Origin of the sequence: Lacibacter sediminis (assembly GCF_014168535.1) — a bacterium.
Classification (GTDB): Bacteria; Bacteroidota; Bacteroidia; order Chitinophagales; family Chitinophagaceae; genus Lacibacter; species Lacibacter sediminis.
Genome location: NZ_CP060007.1, coordinates 76,049 through 88,460, shown reverse-complemented (window position 1 = coordinate 88,460; position 12,412 = coordinate 76,049). Strand labels below are relative to the sequence as shown.

General features: G+C 39.9%; 10 protein-coding genes. 4 read left to right on the top strand and 6 right to left on the bottom strand.

The window, feature by feature from the left end:
• Window positions 1–56: 56 nt before the first annotated feature.
• The 3 genes from H4075_RS00380 to H4075_RS00370 all read left to right on the top strand — a co-directional run bounded on the left by H4075_RS00380 (window position 57) and on the right by H4075_RS00370 (window position 3,771).
• Window positions 57–1,457: a UDP-N-acetylmuramate--L-alanine ligase gene (locus H4075_RS00380; protein ID WP_182803091.1), complete on the top strand. Its 1,401-nt coding sequence runs from the start codon at window positions 57–59 to the stop codon at window positions 1,455–1,457.
• 232 nt (window positions 1,458–1,689) lie between these two features.
• Window positions 1,690–2,577 (top strand): cupin-like domain-containing protein, encoded by an 888-nt coding sequence (locus tag H4075_RS00375; RefSeq protein WP_182803089.1) that lies wholly within the window; start codon window positions 1,690–1,692, stop codon window positions 2,575–2,577.
• 102 nt (window positions 2,578–2,679) lie between these two features.
• The gene (locus H4075_RS00370; RefSeq protein ID WP_182803087.1) at window positions 2,680–3,771 is read left to right on the top strand and encodes a rhomboid family intramembrane serine protease; all 1,092 of its coding nucleotides are present in this window, start codon (window positions 2,680–2,682) and stop codon (window positions 3,769–3,771) included.
• Between the two features lie 35 nt (window positions 3,772–3,806).
• On the opposite strand, the gene H4075_RS00365 is transcribed toward H4075_RS00370, so the two are convergent.
• Window positions 3,807–4,280 carry a hypothetical protein gene (locus H4075_RS00365; protein WP_182803085.1) on the bottom strand — a complete coding sequence of 158 codons (474 nt, stop codon included), beginning with the start codon at window positions 4,278–4,280 and terminating at the stop codon, window positions 3,807–3,809.
• A gap of 22 nt (window positions 4,281–4,302) precedes the next feature.
• Window positions 4,303–4,467 carry a hypothetical protein gene (locus tag H4075_RS00360; RefSeq protein ID WP_182803083.1) on the bottom strand — a complete coding sequence of 55 codons (165 nt, stop codon included), beginning with the start codon at window positions 4,465–4,467 and terminating at the stop codon, window positions 4,303–4,305.
• A 211-nt stretch (window positions 4,468–4,678) separates the two neighbouring features.
• Between H4075_RS00360 and H4075_RS00355 the strand changes: the two genes are divergently transcribed.
• Window positions 4,679–5,512, top strand: a complete 834-nt coding sequence (locus H4075_RS00355; RefSeq protein ID WP_182803081.1) for a CvfB family protein — start codon at window positions 4,679–4,681, stop codon at window positions 5,510–5,512.
• An 11-nt stretch (window positions 5,513–5,523) separates the two neighbouring features.
• Here the strand turns inward: H4075_RS00355 and H4075_RS00350 are convergent, their stop codons facing one another.
• The 4 genes from H4075_RS00350 to H4075_RS00335 form a co-directional block, all read right to left on the bottom strand.
• Complete coding sequence (locus H4075_RS00350) at window positions 5,524–8,670, bottom strand: T9SS type A sorting domain-containing protein (protein ID WP_182803079.1); 3,147 nt, start codon at window positions 8,668–8,670, stop codon at window positions 5,524–5,526.
• A gap of 254 nt (window positions 8,671–8,924) precedes the next feature.
• A complete protein-coding gene (locus H4075_RS00345) occupies window positions 8,925–9,776 on the bottom strand; it encodes an HAD-IIA family hydrolase (RefSeq protein WP_182803077.1) in 852 nt (283 codons plus the stop codon).
• 33 nt (window positions 9,777–9,809) lie between these two features.
• A complete protein-coding gene (locus H4075_RS00340; protein ID WP_182803075.1) occupies window positions 9,810–10,868 on the bottom strand; it encodes a hypothetical protein in 1,059 nt (352 codons plus the stop codon).
• A gap of 139 nt (window positions 10,869–11,007) precedes the next feature.
• On the bottom strand, window positions 11,008–12,357 hold the full coding sequence (locus H4075_RS00335) for a glutamine synthetase family protein (protein ID WP_182803073.1): 1,350 nt from the start codon (window positions 12,355–12,357) through the stop codon (window positions 11,008–11,010).
• Between the last annotated feature and the right edge of the window lie 55 nt (window positions 12,358–12,412).

Genomic DNA, 12,412 nt, shown 5'->3' with positions numbered 1-12,412 from the left:
CAAACTTCTATTCTCTCCTTTCTCAGCGGTGAAAATTCCACTTACATTTGCTTTCTATGATCACTTCTATCAATGATTTTAAAAACGTATTCTTTATCGGCGTGGCCGGTGTTGGCATGAGTGCCATTGCACAATATTTAAAAGGTATTGGCAAAGAAGTGAGTGGCAGCGACCGTTACTTTCATCCCGACGAACCAAACGAAACAAAAGAAAAGTTAGAAGCTGAAGGTATCCGTTGCTTTTTACAAAACGGCGAAGGCATTACCAATGAAACAGATTTAGTAGTTGTATCAACTGCTGTTGAAGATACCGTTGAAGAGGTGATCAAGGCCAAGCAACTCAATATCCCCATCATCAAACGTGCAGAGTTGTTAGCTGTAATTGCAAGAAGTAAAAAGACAATTGCTGTTGGCGGCACCAGTGGTAAATCAACCACAAGTGCGATGTTGTTTGATATTCTGCAACACGCAGGTATGCAACCAAGCATCATCAGTGGTGCAGGGTTGACCAGTATTATTAAAGAAGGAAAGATCGGTAATGCAAAAGTAGGCAGTGGCGATTGGCTCGTCATTGAAGCTGATGAAAGCGATGGCAGCATAGTGAACTATACGCCTGAAGTTGGTTTGCTCATCAACATCGACAAGGATCATAAAGAGATCGATACACTCATCGAAATTTTTGAACAGTTCAAAAAAAATACATCCGAATTTTTTGTGGTGAATCAATCGCATCCATTGGCAAAAAAATTATCTGCAAATCCTGCGCATAATTTTTCAGTTGATGTAAGTGATAATGCCGCCTATCATGCAAGTACCTTTCATCAACAAGGCTTTTCCATTTCATTTGATATTACCACTAGCGGAGATACCACTCACCACTCACCATTCACCATTCACGCCATAGGCAAACACAACATGGAAAACGCTCTTGCAGCGGCAACAGTGGCCAACCTCATCGGCGTTCCGTTGCAAACTGCAGCCGAAGCGTTGAAAAATTATGAAGGCATTTACCGTCGCCACCAGATCATCGGACAAAAAAACAATGTTTGGTTGATCGATGACTATGCACACAACCCTGCCAAGTGTGCAGCAAGTATTGAAGCTTGTCAACCCATTGCCAAAAAAGTAATTGCCTGGTTTCAGCCACACGGATATGGGCCAACAAAATTTTTACGAAACGATTTTGTGGAAGAGATCAGCAAAGTGCTACGTCCACAAGATGAAATATGGATGAGCGAGATTTTCTATGCCGGCGGCACTGCAGTAAAAGATATTTCAGCCAACGATCTCATCAACGACCTCAAAGGAAAAGGAGCCAATGCATTTTTTGTTGACAACAGGAACGATCTGGTGGAAGCTTTGCGTCCGCATTTTACAGAAGATTGCGTACTCCTGCTCATGGGTGCACGTGACCCTTCCCTGGAACAGTTTTCGAAATTGGTGTGGGAAGAGCTCTAGATGTCTGATTTCGGATGGAGGATTTGTGATTTGGCACTTATGCCTTGCCCCTTGTGCCCTTTACCTTGTGTCTTCACCCTGGCTTTAGTTTTTTGGACATTGGATTTTGTTTCTCAAACAATTTGTAAAAAATTCGTTGCATCTGACGGGTATCAGCCTCTCAAGGCTTGCTGTTCCTCAAATTGGCCTAAATTTGTGCCGCTTACAACTGATTAGTGTAAAAAAGGCAAACATGAAGATGAATATCGATACAGCAATTCCTATCGTGGATGGCACAACCATCACCCGTAAAGAGTTTACTGAAAAATACCTCAAACCCCAAAAGCCTGTCATTCTGCGTGGCTTATGGAAACAATATCCTGCTTACGAAAAATGGACGATGGATTATTTCAAACAATCCATGGGCGATATAAAAGTGAAACTGTTCAGCACCAAAAAAGCCAACCCAAGTGAAACGTTAAGCGTAGCACATGCTGAAATGAAGTTCAATGAATATCTCGATCTCATTGAAAAAGAACCAACCGATCTGCGTTTGTTCTTATTCCCCGTATTCAAACACAAACCTGAACTGCTGAAAGACTTTGGCTATCCAAAGATCACCGGCCGTTACATCAAAATACCTTTCATGTTCTTTGGACCGAAACATTCGGTAACCCGTATGCACATGGATATTGATATGAGCAATGTGTTTCTTACACAGTTTACAGGTAAGCGTCGGGTCGTGTTGTTCCCTCCCGATCAAAGTGATTTTTTATACCGTCTGCCTTTTAACGTACATGGTTTGGTAGATATTGATAAACCCGATTTTGAAACGTATCCTGCCATGCAATATGCAAAAGGGTACACCGGTTACCTCGAGTATGGTGACACCTTGTATATGCCTAGTGGTTACTGGCATCATATTGAATATGCTGAAGGTGGTTTTGGATTGTCAGTTCGTACCATTGGTGCAACTGCAGGTACAATCTTAACAGGGTTATGGAATGTAACCCTCCAACGTAAGTTTGATGATATCATGTTCAAGATCCGTGGACAAAAATGGTTCAACTACAAAAAGCAGCTGGCCATCAAACGTGCGGAAAAAGCCATGCAGAAGATACAGGCCACAGCATTGCAATAAAAAAATTTCAAATAAGTAAAAAGGGTTGCTGTCTGCAGCCCTTTTTTTATTCTCATTATTTCCGGAAGAAAGTTACTTTTATCTATCACTCAACCATCCTCTATGCCCCAAGACGAAAACGGTAGTCTTACACTTACCTACACTATCATTGGTATCAATGTTCTTGTTTTCATGATCATGGGATTACAAGGTGCAGGTGTTTTTGACGCAAGCGGTTTGGTGCACCTTCGTTGGGGAAGTAACTACGGGCCACTTACTGCAAGTGGCGATTGGTGGCGCCTGATTACTGCAGCTTTTCTCCATTTCGGTATTATTCATCTTGCAATAAATCTGTACGCACTTTTTTTCATCGGTACTTATCTCGAACCAACCCTTGGTAAACTACGGTACATCACCGTTTATTTATGTTCTGCCGTTCTCGCAGGTTTGGCAAGCTTGTACTGGCATAAAGAACCAGTAAACAGTGCCGGTGCTACCGGTGCATTATTTGGAATGTATGGTGTATTTCTGGCTTTACTTACAACGAGATTGATACCGAAAAAAGTAAGCCGGTCTTTCCTGCTAAGTGTTTTGATCTTCCTGCTGTATAATCTCTTTTCAGGAGTAACGAGAGGAATTGATCTTGCATCACATACAGGAGGTTTGCTAAGCGGCATGCTGATCGGTTACCTGTTTGCTTTTAGTATCAACAAAGAAAATAAACAACAAGCTGCCGGATGGGTTGTTCCGGCAGTTATTATACTAAGTGTATTTATTTGTGGTTGGTATCTGCAACAAAACAAAGTATCAGCCAAAGTGCGTAACAATGTTCTTCGTGATATAAAAAATGACAGCTATCCCGATGTTGATCGTTTCAAAGAATTGTATGAACAGTTTGTGATTGTACAAGATGATGCTTTGCAGGTATACCATCATTATGGCGATAACCTCTCCGGTTTACCCAAACCAATACTGGAACAATTCAAGCTTAAACTGGAAAAGGCAAACAGCATTGCAGTAAAAATGATGAACCTGGATGTGGGTGAAGAAATGAAAGGATTAGCAGCAACAGTTAACCGGTATGTTGAGTTGCGTAAAAAAGAAATGGAGCTTACATTAAGAATTTCAGCACAACCTGACATTGCTGACACGCTGAATGTGGAACGGGAACGGGTGAAGAAAGAAATTGATAAAGAACTGCTTAAATTAAAATAAAGAAAGCGGCCAATGGCCGCTTTCTTTATTATCTGTCAATATGCTCTAGCCGATTCCCAATCATTTTTTATCCTGAGAAGTTTAATCAGGTATGGAATCAGAAAAATTAATTCAAATTTTAATAATGAAAAGCTTGCGGATTCTTCGCTTATAAAGGGGTAAATATAACTCGTGAAAACACAAATTACAATTCCAAGAATTGCATCAATCGCTCCCAATTTTATAGCCCAATCCTTTTCTTTTACCATTCCAAACGATACGAAACCTTTTAACGCAAAAACTAAGATCAGTAATATTCCCGTTAATGTAAATGCATTATTCGTTTCAAGACCGTAAATCGCTAACTGTGTATCAAACCCAGCGACAGCGGCGATCAATAAAATAGGAATCAGGAAACCGATAATCAGGAAGATCCACATAAATATTTTAATCCACCATGGAAGTAATTTTGATCTTTTGATTTGCGAAGCCGTAACGATTTCAGTAAGGACGTCTTGTTGATGTTCCATAGAGTTCATAAACAAGGAAAAATTACGCTCCTCTCTGTGCACCACCTACATGCTTTCCGGCATTACTTGACGTTTTTGTATTGGCTTTTCCGCCGCCTTTTGGTGCAATGAACATAGATGATTTATTACCTGCAGGCGCATTCTTCTTTTTGTCTTTTTTATTCTTTCCTGTATTAAACAACGACATAATTATGAGTTTTAGTGAATAATAATTTTTGCTTCGTTTGAAGCTTCAAACGAACGTGAATATACCAATTCTTTTTTTGAGCCACAAAGACTGAGGAAGAATACAAGGTACAAGAAACAAGGCACAAGGTTCGAGGCACAGGAGTCCAATCATAAATCCTACATCAAAAATCAGCCATCTTCTTCCGTCTCTTAACTTATCTTCGTTGTACATGGTAGAAGTAGGTCAATATAACCGTCTTATTGTAAAGCGTTTGAAAGATGCAGGAGCTTATCTCGATGATGGTGCTGAAGGCATCCTGTTGCCCAAACGTTTTGTGCCACGTGGTACAAGAGCGGGTGATGAACTAACGGTGTTTGTTTATCACGATGGCGAAGACAGGTTGATCGCTACCACCCAACACCCCACAGCTGTAGTGGGCGATTTTGCATTGATGAAAGTGGTGGGCACAAGTTCGCATGGTGCTTTTTTAGATTGGGGACTAATGAAAGATCTGTTTGTTCCAAAGAGTAAACAGATTTCGGCCATGCGTTTAGGTGGCGAATATTTGGTGCATGTGTATATAGATGAGCAAACGGGTCGTGCAGCCGCATCGCAATACATTGAACATTTACTGAGCAATGATGAATTAACCGTAAAAGAAAAGGATGAAGTAGAGTTGATCATCTATCGTCAAACTGAATTGGGATGGTCGGTCATCATCAACAAAAAACACATCGGGCTTTTATTTTTCAGTGATGTATTTCAACCGCTGAACATTGGCGATAAAGTAGCCGGTTACATTAAGACCATTCGTGAAGACGGTAAGATCGATGTGGGTATAGGCAAACAAGGTTACCAGCGTGTAGAAGATGAAGCACAGAAGATCATGCGTCTGCTTGGAGAAGGTAATGGCTATCTACCATACCACGACAAAAGTGATCCGGAGGAGATCTACAATTTCTTCGGCATGAGCAAGAAGGCCTTCAAGATGACCGTTGGCAAACTCTACAAAGAGAAAAAAATTGAGCTGACGAAAACGGGTATTAAAAAGATTGAAGAATAATTTTATTACCGTTATAGAATTGTCAACTTAACTGCCTTCACCGTTTTCTGTTTACTGGTTTTAATTACCAGTACATAATTCCCCGCCTGTAATCTGTTACTGAATTGTATCTGCTTCGTTTGTCCGGGGTTCCACATCAGCATATTACTTTCAATTAATCTTCCTTCGGTATTATACAATAACCAATGATAGCGGCCTGCATCTGTATTTCCAAGATCAACTGTCACCATATTAGCAAGAACAGGGTTCGGAAACAGTTTAAACCCTTGTATTGTTATCGGTTCGTCCACTGAAGTAACAACGCCGGTTTTAAGAAGTACAGTTTGGATGTAGGCATTTTCATCAAGGTCGGTTAATTCAACACTTGAATTCCGTGCAGCCACTCTGCCACTTACAAAAGTTGGTGACCCTTGAGAAGTGTATGCAAAGCTGATTAAGGAATCATTATAAATATCGCAACCAAGCATTGTTTCCAAATAGGGAGAAGCCATTCTGAATACTTTTTTTGCAACAAAATTTGTATCAAACTGAACTGTGATAGCATCTGTCATTCCCGCATATCCCACATTTACAGTATCAATCTTAATGCTTGCAAAATTGCTGCCCGAAGCATAAAGCATTTTATTGTGAGCTTTTAAAGACGTGAATGCAAAGTCTGCCTTAATCTCAGCTTTAGAATTTAAAACCCGGTGTTTATAATAATTTAAATCAGTGTCCATGCCAAGGATAAATCTCACATTACTATTACTATCAGGTATAAGAAGGTTATTGTTGAAATAAATGGAGTCTTTCAAATTAGATTTTCCGAGCAATAAAAAAACCTTATTATTCACCTGTGCACTTGTTCTGTTTATCGAGTTTAAAGGGCCGATAGTTGCAGAACCATTCATGGTTATAAAGCTTGTATTTGTGAGCAGTAAGTATTGTTTGCTACTCGTACTTGCCGGCTGGGGATTTGTTACTGAATAATTGGTTGCTGCACTTATTCCATTGTGAAAGCTAAAAGTATTTCCCGAAGGAGCTTGACTTAGGTTACTAACCCATAAAATCTTAAAGCTCTTTGCCAGCGTATCTGTAATTAGGTCTGTCGGCAATGCTAAGGATGTATTCGCAGACGATGAAAACTTAACTGCGTCTAATAGGGTACCTGACGTATCAAACCTGGCAACATACATACCTGAGGCGCTCGTAAACGATTTTCCCGGCAAATTAAGAGCTGTGGAATTTGCTACACTCGCAACTGCCAGACTTCCATCAGAAAAAACATCAAACATAGGTGCCGCACTAAAAGGTGCTGGTAAAAAGAGTACCTTAAACTTCCCTGTTTTATTAAATATCAAAAAGCCGGTCATTTGCGGTGGAGTTGGTGTAATGAAATAAATGGATGTATCAATCCGAATATAATTATTAGCTCCACTATTACGTGGGCCAACCAACGCAAATGAAACATAGATCATTTCATTTCTTGTCGTAATTTTTTGAATTAGAAAATTAGCAAAACTATGATACAATCTTTTGTACCAGCTCACCTGGTCATTATTGTTCATGCCCACAAAAAACAAATCACTTTTCGCCAGGTTGCTGACAATATTTGTTGAATCAATATCTAGTGCAGTTCTACCTTTTGCCAATCCCACAATCGCTTTACCACCATCAGAGAAATACTTTACGTAGTTAGTAGTTTCTCCACGGTCGGCGTTTGTTTTCATTGCTCCACTTAATACATTAAGCGATGTATCAACAACCCATGGATTCCAGATATTATCCGCAAGGTGCAAAAAGTAAAGTTTTCCTTTTCTATGTGTAAAAAAGGCGGGAGTTACAGTTGGACTTTCGTACGGCGTGTGGTCTCCAAGCCATGTAACTTTACTTTCGCTCAAATCTTTTCTTGTTTTAATTACAAAACTTTTGCTGGGGCCGGCAAAGTCAATTTTCTCCTTTAACCCATATACCAAGTCAACCTCTTGTGTTTGTGGAGTAATGCCTTTAACAGGCAAAGCGTTATTAAATCCAGTTATACGCCCACGGAAATAATAATAATTATTATCTGCTGCTGCATGACTTAAGCCTACCCTAAGAACATACCCACCTATTCGCTGAATATTTAACGGTTTTACTTTGGTTGTTACAAAATTTGTATCCATTACAAGAAGTAAACTTTGGTCACCTACCGGTACATTAAAACCATCAAGAGTATAACTTCCTGTGTTGTCTGATCCTGCTATAATCATGAACAAAGAATCGCCTTTTTCAGACATTGTAAAGCCCGTATTCTCAAGCCATAAAGTGTAGCCATAGCCCTCTCCATTGGGATTTAATATTTTATACTGAAAGTCTAAAAGAGAGGTGTCGGTTTTGATCAGCAGTTGGTAATTTGACCGAATTGGAAAGTTAATTATTTGAGAACCCAGCTGGATACTTTGGGTGGTGGTTGTATTGAATAAGAAGATGAGTTTATTATTCGCAGCGGGAGCGGAGTTAATTAATGTGTGCGTTGAGGGACCGGCCGGTGAAGAAGTCAACAATTTATGGCCTTTAAAATTGCCAGCTGTATCCATGTAAAGAAAAAATGCTCTATAGGTTGAAGCCGCATTTTCCAACAATGATTCTTCGAAGTAAAGTAAACCTGCACTGACAGCGTTTTGTACACCATAAACATAAAGAATGTCTGATGATGGCATGAGCTTTGGAAATGGTAAGGAGTTTTTTCTCACCCAATTAATTCTTCCAGAGGTTGTATCAATTTTCAAAATAATTGAAGTAGGAGCTGAAGAGTAAACATTATAGGAGACATCCTCAATTTCTGTCGTTTGATAGATCATCATGCTCATATAAAGCGATCCATTATGAAACACTAAGCTTGAAAAAAGATCTGTCCCTGTATCACCAACTTTTTTAGCCCATACTACCTGGCCATTGGTATTCGTCTTTACAACAAATACATCTTCGCCCCCATTGCTTGTAAAAATTGTTTGATTGTTTATAACAAGTGCTCCTTTAAATGTACCGGCATAATAAATATTTCCAGCGCTGTCAGTTGCCTGTGCCTGCATCTGTGTATATGGCTCCTGGTAACCCAGTAGCTGATTCGATAATGTTTGACTAAAGATTGAAAAAGAGAGTATGAGAGCAACGGCAAGAAGTATAGATTTCTTCATAGCATCGGTTTATTGGAAAATAAAAATAGTGCATTCATGAAGAAAAACTACAGCAGGATTCAAGAGAACAGTATTCTTTTATTTATATTTTTTTGACTGCTGTTTTTAAAAAATTCATCTGTTACGCAGTTGTATAAATTGTTACTCATTTATAATAAAAAACAGCGCATTAAAAAGGGTGCACTGTTGAATAAGGTCGTATGATAATAAAAAGAAAAACCAGAATAATTTTTGCAGCTAGTGTAAATACCACATCATACCACCGCACTTTCACACACATAAGTCGGCACAATACCTGTTGCACGTATCCTTGTTTCTGCATCATCAGGTAATGTATTACCGGAAAGTACAAGCACGGTATCTAATCCAAACTTATTACCACCAAGAATATCGGTGTGCAACGTATCACCTACCATCAGGATATCTTTTTTGCTCACCGGAGTGCGTTCACGAATAAGATCATAGGCAAACATGAACATCTGCGAATCAGGTTTACCAAAGCGGATGAATTTTTTGCCAACTATACTTTCGATCATGGTTGCAACACCACCAATGGCAATCGATACCTCATTACTTCCGGTGATGGGATAAATGTGATCCGTATTTGCAACAATAGCTGGTATGGTTCGCTTGCGTAAAATATTTACTGTTCTGTTGAGATCATCAAACCAGTTAAAACCTTCATCATCCAATAACACCAATGCATTTACCTGGTCGATATTGTATTGCGTAATGGCACTTACTGGCAACGTATGCAAACCTGAACTGTCAATATAATGTGCTGAGCTTTCTGTACCGAGGTAAGCAACAATGCCGTCGTTCACTTTCAGATCAAGATATTCTTTCGCCAGCATACCCGATGAAATAATGCGATCGTGCTGGATGATATCCAACCCAACTTTATGATAACTCTCGGCGAGCTGCATCGGACTTCTCGATGCATCGTTTGTAACAATGTAATATTCCTTGCCCTGCTCTTCAAGATAGGCGAAGGTTTTTTCCATGCCTGTGATAAGCCCGTTGTAACTTTTAATAACGCCGAAGGCGTCGAAAAAAATTATTTTATACTTATCTACCACCGATTTAAAATCCTGAACTGAAAACATGCCGTTGTTGGGTTTTAAGTGTTACAGCAGGTGTTATTTTTTCACAGGTTCATCTTTTATCTTCAACGCCTTGATCAATTTGTCAGCATCAAAATCACGATCAACTGAAGGAAGATAGATCTCATAAGCTTCTGCCTGCAATTTTTTTGCATACTGTTCGCTAAAGAAATAACTGCCGTCTTTAATAACATAGTTAAGCACAAAAAAACGGTAGCCTTCTTTTAAGAAACGTAACTCATCTGCCGTAAGCGGATTTACTTTGTGATATTCTTCCAGGAAGAGAATGAAACGGTCTTCCATCATGGTGTTGATATAATAACTAAACACCGTTCTGTCGCCTGCATCACTCACCACACGACTGAAAAAATAAAAATCCATCATGCGGCTGCTCATGCGAAACCAATCATAATCCCAGCGTGAATACAATTCAAGTTTATCAGTTACAGAGAAGTTGCCTATGTTCCAGTCAATAAACACCGGGATCGTTTCAAATGAAGCGGCATTTGTTTTCAACCTGTTTTTGAGAAACAGTTCACAATGATATTTGATCATATCGGCCTGCGCTCTTGTGCCGAATTTTGTTTCATCTGCTTCCACCCGTTCCATCAACGTATGAATATCGGTGCGGAGTGTTTTGGATGACTTGGGTAAATTGTTCCGCAGCTTTGAACATGCTTTATGAAACCTGCCGATCTGCTGACCAAACTTACGGATCAGTTTTTCATCCAACCGTTTGGGCATACGCTGCAACACACGCACCGGATTATAAAATACAACCCACGCATCTTTTTTCTTATAACGGTAATGATAGGTATACACCCGGTTATTTTTCAGCAATGATTTTGCCAGCAGGTTTTCAAACGGATATAATAAGTTGTTCGACAGTGTATGAATGATGCGGTGATCTTCTTTGAAATGTTCGTACTTACCAAAATATGAAAGCTTGGCAATCACAATATCTTCATCTTCGAACGTAATCCGGTACACATGGTTAGTTGAAACCATAGCACTGATCTCTTCTACATGTGCAATCTTTTTCGTGGCATCGTAACCTTCCCACGCTTTATGAATAATTCTTAATGCTTCTGTCATACTTGTTATTTAAACCACTATGGCACGGCGGCGCAAAGGAACACAAAGATAGAGGTCAAGGAACAAGAGAAAACCCAAAATCCACGGTTCAAGGTTCAAGTACCCAAATCATAAATCCTACATCCGAAATCAGACATCGTTATATGATCTCAAAATACCGCTTCAATTCCCAATCTGTTACATGTTTATTGAACTGGCGGCATTCCCACAAACGTGTTTTTGTAAAATGATCAACAAACTCGTCACCAAAAAGATCCTTTGCAATGGAAGATTGCTGCATATGTGTTGCTGCTTCCAGTAATGAGGATGGCAATACACCGTTGTCTTTATCGGTATAACCATTTCCTTTTGTTGCAGGAATGTTCAATGGCAGTTGATGTTTAATGCCATACAAACCCGACGCAAGTGAAGCTGCAATTGCCAAATATGGATTGCTGTCGCTTCCCGGCACACGCATTTCAATACGTGTATTTTTTATCGTAGGATGTAACACACGTATGGCAGTTGTTCTGTTATCTACACCCCATGTAATAGTTGTGGGAGCCCACGCACCTTCAACCAAACGTTTATAACTGTTGACAGTAGGCGCATACATCGGCAATACATGTGGCAAACAATAAAGCAAGCCTGCTACATAATGTTTCATCAGCTCACTCATGTGATGAGAATCTGTTTCGCTGTAAAAAATATTTTCTTTTGTTGCAGGATGCCATAAGCTTTGATGAATATGTCCGCTGCAACCCGGTAACTGTTCATTCCACTTTGCCATGAACGAAGCCATGATACCGTGCTTGTAAGCAATTTCTTTCACGGCTGTTTTAAGCAGCACTGCTTTATCAGCAGCAGCCAATGTATTATCATGTGTAATAGCTGCTTCATACACACCCGGACCTGTTTCTGTATGAATACCTTCAATGGGTATGTTGAACTTGTTGAGCTGGTCGATCAGATCAAAATAAAAATCACTCTGCAATGAGGTGCGGAGAATAGAATAGCCAAACATACCTGGTGTCATTGGCTCAATGGACGTAAATTGTTTTTGTTCTAAACTCTGCGGGGTTTCATTGAAATTGAACCATTCAAACTCCTGTGCAAATTCGGCATGATAACCCATATCATCACATTGCTTCACTACCTTTTTCAACAAAGAGCGACTGCAGGCTGCCACATCAGAAGCGCTGAAATCAGCTAAGAAAAACGGGAGATCATTCTGCCAGGGAATCGTACGCAGTGTTGAAAGATCAATATGCACCTGTCTGTCGGGATAGCCCGTGTGCCAGCCCGTTAGTTTTACATTGTCGTAAGCAGCATCATTACTGTCCCAGCCAAACGCTACATCACAAAAACCGATACCGCTTTCCAATGTATCGAGCAGCTTTTGCTTACTGATCACTTTGCCACGCAGCACGCCATCAATATCTGCAAAGGCAAATTTCACCTGTTCTTTATCGTGTTGCTGCAGGTAATCGATCAATTCCTGTTTCGTCATTTACTTGTTGTTTAATGAGTGTTTACAAAGTTGTAGTTTCTGAGGGGGATTTCAA

Excerpts from the sequence above, each read along its gene's own strand:
- H4075_RS00345 (WP_182803077.1), bottom strand. The coding sequence starts at position 9,776 with ATGTTTTCAGTTCAGGATTTTAAATCGGTGGTAGATAAGTATAAAATA.
- H4075_RS00335 (WP_182803073.1), bottom strand. The coding sequence starts at position 12,357 with ATGACGAAACAGGAATTGATCGATTACCTGCAGCAACACGATAAAGAA.
- H4075_RS00350 (WP_182803079.1), bottom strand. The coding sequence starts at position 8,670 with ATGAAGAAATCTATACTTCTTGCCGTTGCTCTCATACTCTCTTTTTCA.
- H4075_RS00340 (WP_182803075.1), bottom strand. The coding sequence starts at position 10,868 with ATGACAGAAGCATTAAGAATTATTCATAAAGCGTGGGAAGGTTACGAT.
- H4075_RS00380 (WP_182803091.1), top strand. The coding sequence starts at position 57 with ATGATCACTTCTATCAATGATTTTAAAAACGTATTCTTTATCGGCGTG.
- H4075_RS00370 (WP_182803087.1), top strand. The coding sequence starts at position 2,680 with ATGCCCCAAGACGAAAACGGTAGTCTTACACTTACCTACACTATCATT.
- H4075_RS00360 (WP_182803083.1), bottom strand. The coding sequence starts at position 4,467 with ATGTCGTTGTTTAATACAGGAAAGAATAAAAAAGACAAAAAGAAGAAT.
- H4075_RS00375 (WP_182803089.1), top strand. The coding sequence starts at position 1,690 with ATGAAGATGAATATCGATACAGCAATTCCTATCGTGGATGGCACAACC.
- H4075_RS00355 (WP_182803081.1), top strand. The coding sequence starts at position 4,679 with ATGGTAGAAGTAGGTCAATATAACCGTCTTATTGTAAAGCGTTTGAAA.
- H4075_RS00365 (WP_182803085.1), bottom strand. The coding sequence starts at position 4,280 with ATGGAACATCAACAAGACGTCCTTACTGAAATCGTTACGGCTTCGCAA.